Source organism: Thermococcus sp. ES12 (genome assembly GCF_012027515.1).
Taxonomy (GTDB): Archaea; Methanobacteriota_B; Thermococci; order Thermococcales; family Thermococcaceae; genus Thermococcus; species Thermococcus barossii.
The window spans coordinates 197,407-214,962 of sequence record NZ_SNUP01000001.1; the positions used below are offsets into that span (position 1 = coordinate 197,407).

Annotated in this window: 18 protein-coding genes and 3 tRNA genes; 12 read left to right on the plus strand and 9 right to left on the minus strand. The window is 54.9% G+C overall.

Features of this window, described 5'->3' with window-relative positions:
- The 3 genes from E3E37_RS01105 to E3E37_RS01115 all read right to left on the minus strand — a co-directional run bounded on the left by E3E37_RS01105 (position 1) and on the right by E3E37_RS01115 (position 4,264).
- The gene (locus E3E37_RS01105; RefSeq protein ID WP_167714461.1) at positions 1 to 3,369 is read right to left on the minus strand and encodes a DNA-directed RNA polymerase subunit B; all 3,369 of its coding nucleotides are present in this window, start codon (positions 3,367 to 3,369) and stop codon (positions 1 to 3) included.
- Between the two features lie 17 nt (positions 3,370 to 3,386).
- Entirely contained in the window at positions 3,387 to 3,635 is a 249-nt protein-coding gene (locus E3E37_RS01110; protein WP_088865748.1) for a DNA-directed RNA polymerase subunit H, read from the minus strand.
- A 552-nt stretch (positions 3,636 to 4,187) separates the two neighbouring features.
- Positions 4,188 to 4,264: transfer RNA gene (locus tag E3E37_RS01115), tRNA-Thr, on the minus strand.
- 101 nt (positions 4,265 to 4,365) lie between these two features.
- On the opposite strand from E3E37_RS01115, the gene E3E37_RS01120 reads away from it, so the two are divergent.
- Both E3E37_RS01120 and E3E37_RS01125 read left to right on the plus strand, forming a co-directional pair.
- A tRNA-Asn gene (locus E3E37_RS01120) sits at positions 4,366 to 4,441 on the plus strand.
- A gap of 5 nt (positions 4,442 to 4,446) precedes the next feature.
- Positions 4,447 to 4,524, plus strand: a tRNA-Ile gene (locus E3E37_RS01125).
- A 105-nt stretch (positions 4,525 to 4,629) separates the two neighbouring features.
- On the opposite strand, the gene E3E37_RS01130 is transcribed toward E3E37_RS01125, so the two are convergent.
- The 3 genes from E3E37_RS01130 to gcvPA all read right to left on the minus strand — a co-directional run bounded on the left by E3E37_RS01130 (position 4,630) and on the right by gcvPA (position 7,923).
- A complete protein-coding gene (locus E3E37_RS01130) occupies positions 4,630 to 4,944 on the minus strand; it encodes a hypothetical protein (RefSeq protein ID WP_167714462.1) in 315 nt (104 codons plus the stop codon).
- A gap of 132 nt (positions 4,945 to 5,076) precedes the next feature.
- A complete protein-coding gene (gene gcvPB / locus E3E37_RS01135; RefSeq protein WP_167714463.1) occupies positions 5,077 to 6,582 on the minus strand; it encodes an aminomethyl-transferring glycine dehydrogenase subunit GcvPB in 1,506 nt (501 codons plus the stop codon).
- A complete protein-coding gene (gcvPA, locus tag E3E37_RS01140; RefSeq protein WP_167714464.1) occupies positions 6,583 to 7,923 on the minus strand; it encodes an aminomethyl-transferring glycine dehydrogenase subunit GcvPA in 1,341 nt (446 codons plus the stop codon).
- 127 nt (positions 7,924 to 8,050) lie between these two features.
- On the opposite strand from gcvPA, the gene E3E37_RS01145 reads away from it, so the two are divergent.
- On the plus strand, positions 8,051 to 8,728 hold the full coding sequence (locus E3E37_RS01145) for an HAD family hydrolase (RefSeq protein ID WP_167714465.1): 678 nt from the start codon (positions 8,051 to 8,053) through the stop codon (positions 8,726 to 8,728).
- Here E3E37_RS01145 and E3E37_RS01150 read toward each other — a convergent pair.
- The gene (locus E3E37_RS01150) at positions 8,720 to 9,004 is read right to left on the minus strand and encodes a hypothetical protein (protein WP_088864229.1); all 285 of its coding nucleotides are present in this window, start codon (positions 9,002 to 9,004) and stop codon (positions 8,720 to 8,722) included. The two genes, E3E37_RS01145 and E3E37_RS01150, sit on opposite strands and share 9 nt — an antisense overlap.
- 91 nt (positions 9,005 to 9,095) lie before the next feature.
- On the opposite strand from E3E37_RS01150, the gene E3E37_RS01155 reads away from it, so the two are divergent.
- Genes E3E37_RS01155 through E3E37_RS01180 form a run of 6 tightly spaced genes read left to right on the plus strand, consistent with a single transcriptional unit; the run spans position 9,096 to position 12,261 of the window.
- Positions 9,096 to 9,776: a metallophosphoesterase gene (locus E3E37_RS01155; RefSeq protein WP_167714466.1), complete on the plus strand. Its 681-nt coding sequence runs from the start codon at positions 9,096 to 9,098 to the stop codon at positions 9,774 to 9,776.
- A 47-nt stretch (positions 9,777 to 9,823) separates the two neighbouring features.
- Complete coding sequence (locus tag E3E37_RS01160) at positions 9,824 to 10,582, plus strand: hypothetical protein (RefSeq protein WP_167714467.1); 759 nt, start codon at positions 9,824 to 9,826, stop codon at positions 10,580 to 10,582.
- A gap of 45 nt (positions 10,583 to 10,627) precedes the next feature.
- Positions 10,628 to 11,335: a PrsW family intramembrane metalloprotease gene (locus tag E3E37_RS01165; protein WP_088864232.1), complete on the plus strand. Its 708-nt coding sequence runs from the start codon at positions 10,628 to 10,630 to the stop codon at positions 11,333 to 11,335.
- The gene (locus tag E3E37_RS01170; RefSeq protein ID WP_167714468.1) at positions 11,332 to 11,538 is read left to right on the plus strand and encodes a hypothetical protein; all 207 of its coding nucleotides are present in this window, start codon (positions 11,332 to 11,334) and stop codon (positions 11,536 to 11,538) included. Before E3E37_RS01165 ends, E3E37_RS01170 begins: the two co-directional genes overlap by 4 nt.
- Positions 11,539 to 11,591: 53 nt before the next feature.
- Complete coding sequence (locus E3E37_RS01175) at positions 11,592 to 12,074, plus strand: hypothetical protein (protein ID WP_167714469.1); 483 nt, start codon at positions 11,592 to 11,594, stop codon at positions 12,072 to 12,074.
- Positions 12,075 to 12,081: 7 nt separating this feature from the next.
- Positions 12,082 to 12,261, plus strand: coding sequence for a hypothetical protein (locus E3E37_RS01180; protein ID WP_167714470.1), 180 nt, complete (start codon positions 12,082 to 12,084; stop codon positions 12,259 to 12,261).
- A gap of 145 nt (positions 12,262 to 12,406) precedes the next feature.
- Here E3E37_RS01180 and E3E37_RS01185 read toward each other — a convergent pair whose 3' ends face one another.
- Both E3E37_RS01185 and E3E37_RS01190 read right to left on the minus strand, forming a co-directional pair.
- Positions 12,407 to 13,159 (minus strand): glycerophosphodiester phosphodiesterase family protein, encoded by a 753-nt coding sequence (locus E3E37_RS01185; RefSeq protein ID WP_167714471.1) that lies wholly within the window; start codon positions 13,157 to 13,159, stop codon positions 12,407 to 12,409.
- Positions 13,137 to 13,874, minus strand: a complete 738-nt coding sequence (locus tag E3E37_RS01190; RefSeq protein WP_167714472.1) for a glycerophosphodiester phosphodiesterase family protein — start codon at positions 13,872 to 13,874, stop codon at positions 13,137 to 13,139. Before E3E37_RS01190 ends, E3E37_RS01185 begins: the two co-directional genes overlap by 23 nt.
- An 87-nt stretch (positions 13,875 to 13,961) precedes the next feature.
- On the opposite strand from E3E37_RS01190, the gene E3E37_RS01195 reads away from it, so the two are divergent.
- The 3 genes from E3E37_RS01195 (at position 13,962) to E3E37_RS01205 (ending at position 17,551) form a co-directional block, all read left to right on the plus strand.
- A complete protein-coding gene (locus tag E3E37_RS01195; protein WP_206204014.1) occupies positions 13,962 to 15,287 on the plus strand; it encodes an SLC45 family MFS transporter in 1,326 nt (441 codons plus the stop codon).
- An 86-nt stretch (positions 15,288 to 15,373) separates the two neighbouring features.
- Entirely contained in the window at positions 15,374 to 16,678 is a 1,305-nt protein-coding gene (locus tag E3E37_RS01200; RefSeq protein ID WP_167714473.1) for an MFS transporter, read from the plus strand.
- Positions 16,679 to 16,681: 3 nt separating this feature from the next.
- Entirely contained in the window at positions 16,682 to 17,551 is an 870-nt protein-coding gene (locus tag E3E37_RS01205) for an alpha/beta fold hydrolase (protein ID WP_167714474.1), read from the plus strand.
- Positions 17,552 to 17,556 lie beyond the last annotated feature (5 nt).

The window sequence follows — 17,556 nt, forward strand, 5'->3', positions numbered from 1 at the left end:
TCACACCCTATCAACTATGTTGAGAGACGGCCTTATTCCCATTGCCTTCAGCTCGTCCAGCAGCAGCTTGAAGGCGTAGCTCATCTCAACCTTGCTTATCTTCTCTTCCTCTCCACAGACCGGGCAGTAGACCTTGCCACGACGCTTGTCTTCGAGCGCCAAGTGGCCACAGCTCTCGCAGACCCATACCTCGGTCTTATCGCTCTCTTCGAGGAGACGCTCTATGAGCAGCATTGCAGCACCATGGCCGATGAGAACGTCACGCTCCATCTCACCGAACCTGAGACCACCTTCCCTGGCCCTTCCCTCGGTTGGCTGCTTGGTGAGAACCTGCACCGGACCCCTGCTCCTCGCGTGCATCTTGTCGGCGACCATGTGGTGGAGCCTCTGGTAGTAGATGACGCCAACGAATATGTCCGCCTCAAGACGCCTTCCGGTTATGCCGTCGTACATGACCTCCCTTCCGCTGTGCTTGAAGCCGAGCTCCTCAAGCTCCTTCCTGAGCTTCTCCTCCGGCTCTCCGATGAAGGCTGTACCATCAACCCTCCTTCCCTTCAGCGCCGCGACCTTCCCGCCTATTGCCTCTATGAGCTGTCCGACGGTCATACGGCTTGGGATACCGTGCGGGTTGACTATGAGGTCCGGAACGATTCCGCTCTCGGTCCAGGGCATGTCCTCCTGCGGGACGATGAGACCTATGACACCCTTCTGACCGTGCCTCGATGCGAACTTGTCTCCGAACTCCGGAATACGGAGGTCCCTGACGGTAACTTTGACGAGCTTGGTTCCGTCGCCGGTCTCGGTTAGAATAACCTTGTCGACGATGCCCCTCTCGCTTGGCCTCACCGCGACGCTCGTTTCGCGCCTCTCCTGGAGGATTATGCCTCCGAGGCCGCTCTGCTCCTCAAGGAACCTTGGCGGTGAGGTTCTTCCAACGAGGACGTCCTTACCCTCGACCTTTGACTCCGGGAAGATTATGCCGTCCTCGTCGAGGTGCCTGTAGTACTTCTCGCCCAGATAGCCCTGTATTGTCGGGTCGGGAACCTCAAAGCGGTCGGTCTGGCCACCGAGGTAGCGCTTCTCCTCAGCTTCATAGGTTCTGAAGAACGTTGAGCGGGCCAGGCCGCGCTCTATCGAGGCCTTGTTCATTATAACCGCGTCTTCCATGTTGTAGCCGCCGTAGCTGAGGACGGCAACGACAAAGTTCTGACCTGCCGGCCTCTCCTCGAAACCGACCGCCTTCATTATGCGTGAGTTGACGAGCGGAACCTGCGGGTAGTGCATGAGGTGCCCGCGGGTGTCAACCCTTATCCTGAAGTTGGCCCAGCCGAGACCGAGGCTCTGCTTGGCCATACCCGCTCCATATGTGTTACGCGGGGCCGCGTTGTGCTCCGGATACGGGACGAGTGAGGCCGGAATGCCGAGTATGGCAGCCGGCATCAGCTCAAGGTGGGTGTGCTCCTCCGTAACTTCCCAGGGCCACGTTGCCACGTAGGCGTTCTCCTCCTCTTCGGCATCGAGGTATTCGATGACCCCCATCTTAACGAGATCGCTCCAGGTGAGGGTACCGTTCTTTATTCCCTCGACGTGTTCCTTGGTGAGCCTTGGCTGGCCATTCTCAACTATTATGAGAGGCCTCCTAACGCGGCCATCATCGCTGTTAACGTATATCTCTCTGACCTCCTCGTCCTGGTAGAGTGCGACGTTGATGACATCGCTTATCCTTCCGCTTCTCCTGTCCGTCCTTATCCTGTTCACGAGTCCTTCTCCATCTTCGACGGTTCCGATGAGGACTCCGTTGAGATAGACGCGCCAGAGCTCGGGGTTTGGCCTCTGCTCCTCTATCGGGATAACTCCGAGTCTGCTCAGGTAGTCCCTTACCTCCTCCTCAGGGATTCCGGTGGTTATCTGGGCCATCAGGGAGAGGTTCTTGACGAGACCACAGTTCGGACCTTCCGGCGTTTCCGTCGGGCATATTCTTCCCCAGTGGGTTCCGTGGAGGTCACGGGCCTCGAAGTGGGGCTGGTCCCTGCTGAGTGGAGAAGTGACGCGCCTGAGGTGAGAAAGGGTTGACATGTAGTTGGTTCTGTCGAGGAGCTGGCTCACACCGGTTCTTCCACCAGGCCATGCGCCGGTGGCGAGGGCGTGCTCGATCCTCTCGCTCAGCACGTCCGGTCTTATCGAGTTCCTCACGAAGCGCTGTATGTTCTCGAAGGTGTAGCGCTCGCCCTTCCTCTGGTATGTCTTGGTCATCTGATACTGCATGTCCTTGACGAGCTGGCCGAAGGCAACGCGGAAGAGGTCCCTCAGAAGGTCTCCAGCCAGCTTGAGCCTCTTGTTAGCGTAGTGGTCCTTATCGTCCTCGCCACGCAGTCCAAGGGAAAGCTCAAGAACCTTGAGGGCCATCATGCCGAGGTAGTAGGCCTTGGCGCGCCTGTCCTTCTCCTCGACACCCATATGAGGCAGGAGGTTGTTGTCTATGATGTGCTGGGCCCTTCTGAGCCTGTACTCCTTAGGCTGGCCGGGGAGGGCAAGCTTGCCTATGTAGTCAAGGGCCTCTTCCTGGGTGGTTATGTCGCTCGCGTCCTCAAGGTTGTCGAAGAGAACCTGCTGTATCCTCGGGTCGTCGCTTACAGCCTCAACTATCTCCTTATCGCTGAGAACGCCCAGCGCGCGCATGACGTAGACGAACTTGACCGGCCTCGGAACGTTCGGTATGTTGACGTAGAGAATTCCATCCTTTCTCCTCTCAACAGTGATTAGAGCCCTGTAGCCGTGCCTGTATGAGAAGCACTTGGCTATAACCCTGTTCTGTCTCTCATCTCTCTCAACGAGGGTCTTGTTGGGGGCGAGGTCTTCGATAGAGACGATAACCCTCTCAGAGCCGTTGATGATGAAGTATCCTCCGGGATCCTTCGGGTCTTCGCCGAGCTTTATCAGCTCCTCATCGCTGAGGCCGTAAAGCCTGCACGCCTTCGATTTTAGCATTATCGGAAGTTCTCCAATGCGAACCTCCACGGCCTCCTGGGCTATGCCGTTAACGACGGGAATGAGTTCGAGGTACAGCGGGGCCGAGTAGGTGAGGTTCCTTATGCGGGCATCCATCGGGTAGAGAGGCTTCCTCTGGCCCTGGGCCTCCTGGAATTCCGGCTCGCCGAGGCGAACCTTTCCAAACTTGACCTCGAAGTCCGGGATGTCCGGCTTGATGCCGCCGAACTCGTCTATGACCTTCTGCATGCCGTAATCAATGAAGGCGTTGTAAGAGTCAAGATGCTGCCTCACCAGTCCCTTCTCCTTCCAGTATGCCTCCATAACGAGCCAGAGGTCGTCGGGAGTAACATCAACAACGGTCGGTCCTCTCGATGCCATAATCTCACCTCACAGAATCAGTCCTCAACCACCAGGCGGTAGTAGTAATAGTAACCAGCCGTCGGGCTCTTCCTTTTGATCTCAAGAACGTCGCCGGGCTTTGCGCCAAGCGCGACAACAGCAGGATCTGAAGCCTTGATCTGTGGAAGCTGGGAAATCCTGATTCTGTACTTTCTGAGGAGCTCTTCCTTCTCCTCTTCGCTGAGTATTCTGTGCTCAGGAACCAGCTCGTGAGTGAATATATCAAATTCTTTTTTCGCCGCCACCGAGAATTGCCCCCTTAACATTTTTTAAGAACGATTATCACTACCTCCCACCTGCGGGTTTCGGTATATAAGCTTTTCGAGTGATAAATCGCCCGCAGGGGTTTATATCGGTTACGAAAAGTTTAAGAACCTTTTTCCATGCCGAAAAGCTACGTTGATGCACTTCTCTGTTCACCTTTACTGGGAAAGGCTTATAAGGGCTCAACACGGGTTCGATGTTCAAACTTTCTGAAAAACGGCCAAACTCTCAAAGCTGGTTGGAGTATTGATATTATAACTGGTAAAAGACTGTCACAATGCCACTATCTTAGAAAGTTCTCTGCATATTCGACCTAAATAGGGTACAAAATTTGGTCAGTTTTTTGTATGAAACGAAGGAAGATGAGAGCTTTAAATCCTGGATGTGCCGCCATAAGAGTGTATCTATGTGAATGGCCGGGTTTCACTCCCAAATTGTGGAAAATCTCAGCATTCCGGAGGTTCGCTCTGGATTGAGCATCAAGAAGGGTCAGGACTTTGATCGAACTTTCGTTCATCCAAAGTTTGTCGTGGTGGAGCCCCGGGCGGGATTTGAACCCGCGACCGGCGGATTACAAGTCCGCCGCCCCGCCAGGCTAGGCTACCGGGGCACGGTTTTAAGAGTAACCGGGCTAAATATAAAGTTTTCTCTCCAGTCCAGCCATCACCGTAAGTTTTATAAATCCCCCCTGTATTCCCTACATTGGGTCGTGCCGCCGTAGCTTAGTCGGTAGAGCGCCGGACTGTTAATCCGGCGGTCCCCGGTTCGAGTCCGGGCGGCGGCGCCATTCGTGGGCCCGTAGCTCAGCCTGGTCAGAGCGCGCGGCTCATAACCGCGTGGTCGGGGGTTCAAAGCCCCCCGGGCCCACCATGAAAAACTCTTCTGAATTCTGTTTGATAAGGGTTTTTGTGAAACACCGTCCCCAGAAGTGCCGTTTTCAGGTAAGGCGCATCTTTGCTCCATTGACAAGGGGATTTAACTCTCCTCTGGAAGCTGGGTTACATGAACCGGCCACGTTCTATAGCCGTCCTGGATGTAGACCTCAAGGGCCTCCGCCCCAGCGTACCTAACTTCCCTTACGATTAACCTCTTTCCACTCCTCCCCCTGAGGATGTCCTCATGAACGTCCCTCGGAAGCTCCTCTGTGACCGGAAGGATGCCGCCCTTTACGTACACTCCCTCAAGCCTGCCGTCCTTGAAGAGAAACCCCCTCACGGGCACCTCGTACTCCTCAACGACGTCCCCATAATGAACAGTTTTGTACTTCTCAATGGCTTCGTCCATTATCATCACCCATATGCAATTTTTCTGTTACATATTGATTCGGGTGAGCCTTTATTAATCTTTTGGTGCATATATGGGCAACTGCAGTCAGAAATGGTAGAAAAGGATAGCCAAAAAGGAGAGATAATGGCGGCTGGTTCAGATGTCGACCTCTCCCTTCTCCTTCAGCTCCCTGTACATGCGCCAGGTGATTATTGGCCTCTTGGCGGCGAGAACGTCGTCCACCCTTCTCACCGCTGTGTTGTGAGGTGCGCTCTTAACGATTTCCGGATCGCTGTAGGCCTCTTCGCTTATCCTCTTGAGGGCCTCCACGTAGGCGTCCAGCTCTTCCCTGCTCACCGTCTCGGTCGGCTCTATCATCAGGGCCTCGTGGACTATCAGCGGGAAGTAGATAGTTGGCGCGTGAAGGCCGAAGTCGAGGAGCCTCTTGGCCACGTCGAGGGCCTTAACGCCGGTCTCCTTCTTCATCGGCTCGGCACTGAAGACGACTTCGTGCTTCCTCAGCTCTTTGTGGGGCAGCTCGTAGCCCCTCGTCCCTTTCAGCTTCTGGGTGATGTAGTTGGCGTTGAGAACAGCTATTTCGCTGGCCTCCTTGAGACCTTCGCGCCCCATGACCTTGAGGTAGGTGAGCGCGCGCACCATTACCGCGAAGTTGCCGTACAGTTCCTTGACCTTTCCTATGCTCTTGGGCACGTTGTAGTCGAGGTAGTAACCGCGCTCCTCGTCATAGCCGACCAGCGGGGCCGGCAGGTAATCTTTGAGGAAGTCCTTGACGCCGACGGGGCCGCTTCCCGGACCGCCACCGCCGTGCGGGGTTGAGAAGGTCTTGTGGAGGTTGAGGTGGACGACATCGAAGCCCATATCGCCGGGCCTCACCTTTCCAAGAACGGCGTTGAGGTTTGCACCGTCGTAGTAGAGCAGCCCGCCGGCCTTGTGGACTATCCTCGCAATCTCCAGTATCTCGTCCTCGAAGATGCCGAGGGTGTTTGGGTTCGTGAGCATTAATCCAGCGGTTCTCTCGCTCACGGCGTTCTCCAGCGCTTCGAGGTCAACGGTTCCGTTCTCGTTGGAGGGAATCTCAATGACCTTAAACCCTGCCATGGCGGCACTTGCCGGGTTGGTTCCGTGGGCTGAGTCCGGCACGAGCATCTCGGTTCTCTGCGTCTCGCCGCGGTCGAGGTGGTAGGCACGGATCACCATGACTCCCGTGAACTCGCCGTTGGCCCCCGCAGCCGGCTGAAGGGTGAAGCGGTCCATTCCGGTTATCTCCTTCAGCCACTGCTCCAGCTCCCACATTATCTTTAGCGCTCCTTGGACAGTCCTCTCGTCCTGATAGGGGTGAATGTAGGCAACTCCCGGGTGGCCGGCTATCTCTTCGTTGATTTTTGGATTGTACTTCATGGTGCACGAGCCGAGCGGGTAGATTCCGGAGTCAACGCCGTAGTTCATCTCGCTTAGTCTCGTGTAGTGCTTGACCACCTCAGGCTCGCTCAGCTCGGGAAGGTTCAGCGGGCTCTTCCTCCTGAGCTTCTCCGGAATCTCAACGCTTACATCTTCAATCGGCTTTGGCAGAGTGTACCCAATCCTTCCCTCGTGGGAGAGTTCAAAGATGAGCGGTTCGTCCCATTTAGCCTGGCGGAACATTCAGGCCACCTCCCTGAGGGCCTCGATGAGTGAATCGACCCATTCTTTTCTCGTCGTTTCGGTTGCGGCAAAGAGAGCACTCTCTCCCAGCTCCGGGAAGTGCTCCCCCACGTAGTAGCCACCGTGAATGTTTCTCTCAAGCAGCTTATCGTGTATCTCGTCGTAGGGCTTCTCGAACCTGACCAGGATATCTTTGAAGTTGATTCCCTCGAACGGAACCTCAGCGACCTCTGAAAGCCTCTTCTTGAGGTAGGCGGTGTTCTTGAGTATGACCTCTCCGAGCTCGGTCAGGCCCCTCGGGCCGAGGGTCGCGAGGTGTATCGCGGCCGCGACGGCAACCAGGGCCTCGTTCGAGCAGATGTTTGAAGTCGCTTTTGCGCGCCTTATGTGCTGCTCCCTGGTCTGGAGCGTCATGACGAAGGCCCTCTTCCCGTCTGCATCTTTCGTCATTCCGATTATCCTTCCGGGCATCTGGCGTATGAGCTTTTTGTCGTTCCTGACTGCAAATATCCCTGCCCTCGGGCCGCCGAAGTTCATGGGGTTGCCGAAGTAGGCGGCCTCGCCTACGACGATGTCGGCTCCAAGTTCTCCGGGCGCCTCCACCAGACCCAGAACAGTTGGGTCAACGCCTACCACGAAGAGAGCCCCAGCGTCGTGGGCTATTTCGCCGATGGCTGCGATTTCCTCCTCAAGCAAACCGAAGAAGTTTGGAACCTCCACGTACACCCCGGCGGCGCCGTCAACGGCTTCCTTAAGTTTCTCGATGTCCACCTGCCCCCTTTCGTTCCAGTCCACGTAGTCTATCTCAACTCCCGGGCCCGCGGTGTAGGTGTGCAGGACCCTCTTCTTTTCAGGACTGAGGGCCTTTGGCACAACGAACTTGCTCTTCTTCTTGACCCTGGCGCTCATCAGGGCCGCCTCCGCCATGGCCGTTCCCCAGTCGTACATTGAGGCGTTAACTATCGGAAGGCCGACGAGCTCAGCTATGAGGCTCTGGTATTCAAAGAGGGCCTGGAGCATCCCCTGGCTTATCTCCGGCTGGTAGGGGGTGTAAGCGGTCAGGAACTCGCTCCTCTCGATGAGGTACTTCACGTGGGCTGGAACGTAGTGGAAGTACGTCCCGGCTCCGAGGAAGCTGGGCATCTCAAGGACGGTTCTGTTCATAGAGAGAACCGAGTTGAGTTCGAGAAAAACCTCGTATTCGCTCTTGCCCTCCGGAAGGTTGAACTCCTTGACCATGCCCTTGGGAACGTCGGAGAAGAGGTCTTCAACGGAGGTGAAACCAATTTCCTTGGCAAGTTCTTCCTTATGCGCAGCGTTGGGGAGGTAATGCCTTCCCATACCTATCACCCTCTGAGCTTTAAGACAGTCGTGGAAAATAAGGTTGGGATTGTTATATGCTTTGTGTTCATGCACAAAAAAGAAAAACCCTTAAAGGCCCGATCGGAGAGCTTTGGGAGGGGTCATCATGATAATAGCCTTCGACTTCGACGGCACACTGGCGGACACGTACTCCTGCATCGAGGAAGCCTTCAAACAGGCCCTTGAGAAGCGCTACCGCTGGCTGCCGTTCAAGGGCTTCTGGGCCAAGGCCCTCACAAAGCTGGAGAACTACTTCGAGAGACCTACGTTCGGGAAGCACAAGAAGACGTCAAAGCCCCCGTTCTTCCTGCGCACAAAGTTCTTCGAGACGTGGTTCGAGGAGAGGGCAAAGCTCAGCAGGCCCCTCGACGATGCTCCGGAACTCCTCAAAAGGCTCAAGGAGGAAGGTCACACGGTCATTTCCTTCTCGGCAGAGGACTTCATCGACGGTATGAAGGTAAGACGGCTGAAGCAGATGGGCATCTATGACCTCTTTGACGACGTCATAGTCTTCGGCCGCGAGATGACCATAGATGAGGCCTTCAGGTTCGTTCGCCAGAAGTACGGTGACGAGATATTCGTCTGGGTGGATGACAAACCCTGGCGATTCATAGGGCATGGCGATGAGAACACGGAGTACGTCTGGTACTACTTCCCCTTCAGTGCGAGGTTCGTTGAGAAGAACCGTGAAAGGCTCGCCCTGATTCCACACCTCCACGTGATAAGGGATCTGTGGAGCATATTCGACGTTATAGAAAGAATAAAGCAGGAGCGCTCAGCCTGAGTCCGCGTTGGTGTACTCAATGGTGTCCTCGACGAACTCGTCGTATGTTTCCTTGTCAACCTCTTCCAACTCCATCTTGAACTCTCTTCCCAGGGCCCACCTCACGGCAACCTCTCCCCTGTCCGTTTCCGCCATCACCAGACCAAAGGGCAGGTCTCCCGCCCAGTGGTGCTTTGAGAACTCAATGGTAAATCCCCTTCTTTTCAGCTCGCTAAGTATGAGTTCGTAAGTTTTAACCGGTCCGTGGGGGCTTCTCACTAATCCAACATAGGGCATTTTTACTCACCATTGTTCCCTTTGTGGACAGATTTAAAACCTTTTCGGTTGGCCTAACAAAGTTTAAAAGTTGAGGGGCAAACTCCAACACATGAAACCCACACCGCTGCCGGAAAAGGCCCTGAAACTGGGAAAGGCGGTCATCATAGCGGACCTCCATTTAGGTTACGAAGTCAGCATGGCGAGGGAGGGCTTTTACCTGCCCAGAGTGTTCGGCGAGGTAGTCAGAAGGCTGAAACTTCTCCTTAAGAGGGAGAGGCCAAAGACCCTTGTGATTGATGGTGACCTGAAGCACTCCTTCGTGCCTGAATGGCGCGAAAAAAGAGAGTTGAGGGCCTTCGTTGAAGAGGTGGCACCCCTGGTTGACGAGCTGATTCTCGTGAGGGGAAATCACGATGTGGGAACCCTCTGGCTCAGAGAGCTGGGCGTTGAGGTTGTTGATGAGCTTGAACTTGCTGGATGGAAGCTGGTTCACGGCCACAAACTCGTCGAGGGGGAGCGCTTCATCATAGGACACGAGCATCCCTCGATACGGCTTCGGGATGAGGTGGGGGCGCTCCTAAAGGTGCCAGTCTTCTTGATGGGCGAAGAGCTCATAGTCCTGCCCGCGTTCAGCCCGTGGGCGTACGGGAACGACGTGCTCAGGGAGTTAGTCTCCCCCTTCCTCAGGGTTCATGAAATCTCAGATGCAAGGGTCCTAGTGCCTTTGGAGGATGAGCTCCTGGACTTCGGAAAACTCGCCGACCTGAACCGGGCACTGGCCTCGCTCTAATGCCAACCTTTTAATACCGGGAGCTGAACTATTCTCCGGGTGATAGAATGGGAAAGGGCTACATCGGAATCATCGGCGCAGTGCTCGTTCTCATGGTTTTCGCTTCGGGATGCATCTCATCCGGAGGGAACAATCCTGGCCATACAACAACTACCACTTCAAGCCTGCCTTTCACAAAGGAGCAGCTTGAGGGTGCCGTTGCAGGGATAAAAAGCTACGAGTACGTTATGGACGTTAAAACGTACAATGGAACGAAGCTGGTTGCAACGCTCCACTCGTCGGTTGCCATAGACAAGGAAAACAAGATGAAGTCATCGAGCACAGTAGCCAGCAGGACTGATGGGCAGGTCTATGCCGTCTACTACTACACCACCAAAACAGGTTTTGTGACGCTGACCAACAAGAGCGGCCTCGTGAACTGGCAGTTTTCGTGTTATGAGGCAGGTAAGGGGCCCGAGGTAAACTCGACGCTTCTTGACAGCCTGTGGAAGGATTTCCCACTCGAAAACGCGACCGTGGCCACTGAGGGAGACTACTACATCATCACGGTAAACCACACGATCTGGAGCGAGGGCGGGAATGAGAAGGACTACAGCGGCACCGTAACTGTGAAGCTGACCAGGGATCTCATTCCGGTGGAGATAATTCAGAAGGCGTACTACAAAAAGGATGACCAGAGGTGGGTGGACGAGATAACGATAGACATAAGGAACGTCAACGCTGTTTCAGTGAAACCCCCGGAGACCCTCGTGAACTACTTGGAGAGTCAGGGCTTGGACCTGGAGGAACTCCTTGGAAAATGCTAAACCTTTAAATTTTCAGCCTCCCAATTTCTTTTGGTGAAGTGAGGCATGGATTTCCTTAGTGCCATAGTGTTCTTCGCATACGCTCCGGCCCTGGTGATACTCTGGTACTTCTACCACGCAGACAGGTACGAGCCCGAGCCGAGGAGATACGTTTTAGGGACTTTCCTGCTGGGGGCAACCCTCTCAGTGGGCATAGCGTACATGATAGAGGGCGTCCTGACCCTGGGGGGAGCCGTCACCCCGGTTCTACCGACGACGGCATTCTACGTGGCAATGGTTGCGGGGATTGTGGAGGAGCCTGCTAAGGCTCTGGCCATCAGGTGGCCCTTTAAAGCAGGCCAGATGGACGGCATAATGGACGGTCTCGTCTACGGTGTTGCCGCAGGACTTGGCTTCGCCGCAACGGAGAACTTCCTCTACGGGCTGGGATACGGGGTCTCGGTGACGGTCATGAGGGCCTTCCTGACGCCCTTTGCCCACGGTGCCTGGAGCGCTGTGATAGGTGTCGGCTACGGGATGAAGGCGGAAGGGAAGATAGACTCGGTCGCTCCTTACTTCCTCCTCGCGATGCTCCTGCACTTCATCTGGGACTACTACGCCTTCCTGAGCAGGGATGTGCCGGCTTACAATATCATTCTCATACTGCTGATACTCGTGAACCTCGCGATACTCCGCTACTTCCTGATAATGGGCCAGGCTGAGGACGTTGGCCGGCTCTGGTACTACTGGTTCAAACGGAGGGATGAGATGTGAAGCTGGAAGAGGCCCTGTTTGAAGCGAGGCCGTACGTGGAGTACTATGAGAGGCTGGAGAGTCTCGTAAGGCAGTTGTGGAAAGAGGCAACCGACGAGAAAAACTTCCTTCAGCTCCTCAAAGAGGAGATAGAGCGCGCTGAAGAACCATTCAAGACGGACCTCAGGATATTTCTCCAGAAGTTCGAGGGTTTAGAACGTTAAAGGGACGAACCAAAGATATTTTAGAGCACCGCGGTGTGGTAATAAGGGGGGAAGTGAATAGGAGGATACTAGCCATTGGGATCGCTGTGCTGGCTTTAATTGCCGTTGGGGTGTTCTACTACCTTGGGAGTAGCTCAAGTGAGGTTCCCATGAACTACCGGGCAAAGATTCTGTCGAGCCTTGGGGGGATGAACTGCTACACCTATGAAGAAAAGGTCACGGTGAGTAGGGGCAACTCTTCGGTTACATCAACGATCAACGGGGGTCACTTCAACGACACTTACTTCTTCCACGGTAAAAGGGAGGGCATTGAGTGGTGGACGGTGGTCACAAAAAGGGCCATGGTTCAGAAGGTCATAGTCAACGGGACGGAGAGAACAGTAAAAATGAACCTCTCAGAAGACGAGTACTCAATGCTAATTTCCTATGACCCCGTTAAGTTCTCTCAGGGCAGTGGGGTCTGGGATGGAAGTCGGGGGTGGAAAATACGACAGAACCTACAGATACACAATAAGGCTAACATCCCACAACACTGAGACCCTGATGAGCGGGAACGTGACAGTGTACCTAAACCGAGACTTCGAACCCGTTGGGATGCCCATAGTCGGAAACATAACCACCTCCACGGAGAAACTTGGGGTCAGAGAAATCGAAGCAAACGTATCCGAGGAGTGTGATGTTCCAGACTGGGTGCTCGAACTAAAGGAGCAGCTGGGCGGTTGACTTTTCTCTCTTCTCAAACCTAGCCCTTCAGGGCGGGGAGGAGGTCAGTTCCCGCTCCGAGACTTTTTATTTCTTTCAACGATATTGGTAGGACCTTGGGAAATACTCTGTCCGCAGCACATGGTAAAAAGGAGAACTGGGGGCTTTATCTGAGCCCAAGTGTTTTAAGATACTCCAACATCTTTTCCACATCGTTTGCTATGACAACATCGAACAGTCCCTTGAGCCTGGCCAGGTTGTCGTCCCGGTAAAACAGAACATCGTTTTCGGTCCAGAGAACTACCTTGAGGCCAAGGGAACGCGTCCAGTGAAGGGCTTGGACCGTTTTTTCAAACCCGATGAGGGGTATCGCCTCCATGGGCACGTTTACCGACCACAGGTCGAGTTCCCTTTTCAGCTCTGGAATAAGGGGTACAACCTCCTCGCGGTCTATGAGGAGACCCATCACGGTCTCTCTGTCGTGTTTCCTGTACTCCCTGAGCGCATCTATGATGAAGGAGGACACCATGACCCTGTCAGGGTTGTTCCCGGCCACGATTTTGGCCACACCCTCCACCGCGTCGATGTCCTTAATCTCGATGTTGACGAGGGCATCCTCCGGAATGACATCAAAAACCTCCTCAAGCGTTGGGATTCTTTCTCCCATGCCTATGTCGGCCTTTTTCAGCTCCTCCAGTGTCATGTTCTTCTGGCTCCCGCTCATGTTGCTTGTCCTGTCTATGCTCTCATCGTGCATGACGATTATTTCTCCATCTCCTGTCATCCACACGTCCAGTTCGATTCCATCCGCCCCCGCTTCTATGGCCTTTCTGAAGGCCAGGAGGCTGTTCTCGGGGTAGGCACTCATGTACCCCCTGTGTCCAAGGACGATAACCCTATCGCGCTCCCACACTTCCATCGCCCCCTTTCGATACTCCCCTGCCATAAAAACATTTTCTCAGCCACGCGGGATTATCGGAGACAACCGCATCGGCCAGCGGCAGGAGCCTGGGAATCCAGGCCAGCTCGTTCATTCTGTAGTTCCAGAGGTAAACCTCTAACCCTCGCCTCCGGAGGGTTCGCAGGAGGACCACCAGCGGCCGATAGCCGATGTATGAGACGGCATCTATCGGAACGTGGATTGAACCCATGCCCTTGAGGCGGGGTATCCAGGGGACCGAGGAGTACCCAACTATCGAGAGGCCCGCCCTGCACTCCGGACACTCCCCGATGATGGCCTTTACCACCTCCGGGTTCTCGGAGGAGAACACCGAGTTTTCAAGGGACCCATGCCTTTCCACGAGTTTTAAAACCCCCTCAACTGCCTCCATCTCTTTGACGTCAATGTTGAGGAGGACGCCCGGAAAGGCGCGGAGAACCTCACTGACCGTTGGAACCAGCCTTCCGAGGGGATGCAGCTTCCACAGCTCCCGCAGGCTCAGCGTCCGTAGCCTGTACACCGAGCCGTCCGCGTAGAATGAATCGTCGTGGTGTACCACAGGCTTTCCGTCACCGGTTAGTCTAACGTCAAACTCTATCCCATCGGCGTATTTGAGCGCCCTCCTGAAGGCAGGGAGTGTGTTTTCAAGCCTTCCCCTGATTCCCCTGTGCCCCAAGATGTTCGGTCGTCCCATTCCCGGTCCCTACTCACCTGGAGACCGAAAATCCTTATAAACTCAGCGGTTTAGTTCATTGAGGACTAAAATAGTAGGGTGATGAACATGGTGGAGTTCAAGTACAGCAGGATATTCCTCCTCGGTTTTGGCTTCTTTGGAATAAGCATAATATGGGCGCTGTACAACGCTTACGTGCCGATATTCCTTCAGGACACGTTCCATCTCAGCAAGACCGTGACGGGCTTCATCATGACCATCGACAACCTGTTCGCGGTTCTCCTGCTCCCGTTCTTGGGCGCGCTGAGCGACATGACACGGACGAGACTGGGAAGGAGGAAGCCCTACATCCTCCTTGGTGCCCCATCGGCCGCGATAATGTTTGCTCTCATACCGATTTCAAGGATGTATGAGAACCTCGCCCTATTTATGGGGACGATAGTGTTTATGAACTTCTTTATGGCTCTGTTCCGCTCTCCGGTTGTTGCCTTCATGCCCGACATAACCCCCAGCGAGAAGCGCTCCCAGGCCAACGGAATAATCAACTTCATGGGTGGCCTCGGTGCCCTGCTGGCCTACTTCGGAGGCAAGGTTCTCTACGACATGAACTATGCCTATCCGTTCTATATGGGTGCCGCCATAATGCTCCTGGCCAACCTTCTCGTCGTCCTATTCGTTCCCGAACCTGAGGAATACCGCGTTCCTGGGAAAAAGCTCAACATAAGGAAGCTCCTTGCCGAGACCTCCCACAAGAGCTTCGGCGAGCTAAAAGAGAACCTCAAGGACGTCTTTGCCAGCCACGAGAAAAGCTTACTCGCGATTCTCCTTGCCATCTTCCTCTGGTTCATCGCCTTCAACTCTCTGGAAACGTTCTTCACCAGCTATGCTAAATACTACCTAGGCATCGAGGAGAGCACCGGGGCCTTCATGCTTGGCCTGTTCTCCCTGAGCTTTATGATATTCGCGATTCCCGCGGGCTTCATAGGTGCAAGGGTGGGCAGGAGGAGAACCATAACCCTTGGTCTTATAATAATTATAGGAATACTCTTGGGAGCGTACCTCGTCGGCGAGGGCCAGAAACCGGAATCCAGTTCCCTCTCGGATCCGGTGGTCATGACATTCATGGGGCTGTTCTTCGTGGGTGGACTGGGCTGGGCAATGGTCAACGTGAACTCCCTGCCGATGGTGGTTGACATGACCACTGAGGAGAAGCTTGGAGGCTACACCGGACTCTACTACTTCTTCAGCCAGGCGGCCAACCTCGTTGCGCCACCGCTGGCCGGGGCCTTCCTAGACGTCATCGGCTACAGAACGCTGATACCGTTCTCAATAGCCTTCTTCATCCTGGCCGCCATAGCGATGCAGTTCGTCAGGCGCGGAGACATCGTCAGACGTAGGGGAGAAGTGCTGGACTACGTTCCGGATATGGATTGAGCCCTCTTTTTAATCTTTTAGCCCGTTGAACCGAAAACATGAAAACTTCCTTTAACATAACGGTGTCAAAACAAGGGGGTGAAACCGTGAAGGGGAAGGGATTCAGCTGGGGCGTTGTTCTGGGCCTTGCTCTGCTTGGATTCAGCAGAAGTACTGGCTGGGCTCTCAACAAAGGCCTGTCTTTTCCTCTGCTATCCAGTTACACCGGTTCGGCTTTCGTTAAGGGGACGATTCTGGCCGTTGAGGGTTTCATTGGTCTTTTCATCCCTGTTCTCCTGGGATATTACAGCGATACGCTTAAATCGAGGCATGGACGGAGAAGGCCCTTCATAATGGCGGGCGGTGTTCTCGCCGGCATCGCGGCATTAATGATATACGGCTCCTACGTCATGGAAGCTCCCCTCTGGGGCTTCGCGCTTGTTCTGGGCTTTTTCTATCTCTCGATGCATCTCTACACCGCCCAGTACCGTGCCCTGATGCCAGACACCGTTGAGAGTGGCAGCCGCGGGAAGGCCAGCGGCGTTATAACGCTCCTCGAATGGGCGGGCAACCTCTTCCTTTTCGGTCTGGCAGGTTTTCTGATGGCGAAAGCAGTGGCCGAGACCGGGGAGAGTGAGGGGATAAAGGCCCTGGCCCAGACGCCATACCTTAAGATACCCTTCCTTGTAACGGCGGCGTTCCTGATAGGTGCGGCCCTCTTCGTGTACTTCATCGTCCGGGAGCCTAAGGCTCCGGAAATAGAGGAGAACGAAAGCCTCTGGGACTACCTCAGGAGCATCGTCGAGAACCGCGACTTCCTCAAGTTCTACGCCGCCCAAACCCTCTGGTGGATGAGCTTCGAGTTCATAGCCATCTTCCTCTACGGCATACTGGCCTACATCCTTCACGGCTCTGCAAGCGAGGAGAACATAAAGGCCGTAACATCGCTCGGTCTTTATCTGATGGCGCTCTTCAACGTTACTGTCCTCCTCGGCGCACTGCCCGGGGGAATAATCTACGACAGACTCGGCAGACGCCTCAGTATAGTCCTCGGAGGTGTTATCTTCGCCCTGCCTCAGCTCTGGGGGTGGTTCATAACCAGCCGGGCGGAGATAGTGATAGCCCTTGGGGTTGCTGGCGTTGGGTGGGGGATTCTGATGGCCGCCTCTTACCCTGTAATCGGCGACCTGCTCACTCGTTTTGAGAGGGAGGCCTTCACCGGCCGCTACTACGGCTTCTTCGAGGCCACCCGTGCCCTTCCGCTCCTCCTCGCGGGAGTCCTTGGTGGGGCCATAGTTGACCTGACTGGGGAGAACTACAGAGTCCTCTTCCCCATCGGGGCCTTCATGGTTCTTCTCGCGATGCCTATGATATGGCACATGAGGAACCTGGATTCAACCGCGGAGGGTTGAGGCATGATGTGGGTTGGTGTTTTGATACTTGTCCTCCTCGCTTTTCTTGCCTTTTCGGCTTTCGTGGCTTACAAGATGATAACGCCGCCCCGTCTCGTCGGGGATTGGACACCAAAGGACATTGGCTTTGACTACGAGGAGGTTACCTTTGAAACGAAGGACGGTTTGAGGTTGAGCGGCTGGTGGGTGGACAACGGAAGCGATAAGACTGTTCTCCCGCTGCACGGCTACACCGCGAGCAGGTGGGAAAGGCTGTACATGAGGCCGACGATAGAGTTTCTCCTGAGGGAGGGCTATAACGTTCTTGCCTTTGACTTCAGGGCGCACGGGAAGAGCGGGGGGAGGTACACGACTGTCGGCGACAGGGAACTGCTCGACCTCCGGGCCGCCGTGAACTGGCTGAGGAAAAATCATCCTCAGAGTGCCGAAAAAATTGGGTTGGTTGGGTTCTCGATGGGGGGCATAGTCACCATACGCGCACTTGCCGAGGTCGGGGAAATCTGCTGCGGTGTCGCTGACAGTCCGCCGATGTACATTGACAGAACCGGTGCGAGGGGGTTGAGATATTTTGCAAAGCTCCCCGAGTGGCTCTACCACTTCGTCAAGCCCTTCATAAAGCTCTTCAGTGGCGGGAAAGAGGTCCACCCCATAGAGTACTCCGACAGGGTCAGAAAACCCCTCCTCCTGATAGCCGGTGAAAACGATCCCCTCGTGAAGGTTGAAGAAGTTAAGAAGTTCTACGAGCGGAACAAGCGAATAAACCCCTCCGTCGAGCTCTGGGTCACCGACGTCCCCCACGTGAGGACGCTCAAGTTCCATCCCGAGGAATGGAAAGGAAAAGTTAGAGAATTCCTTGGGAAGTGGATGGGTTAGCGTTT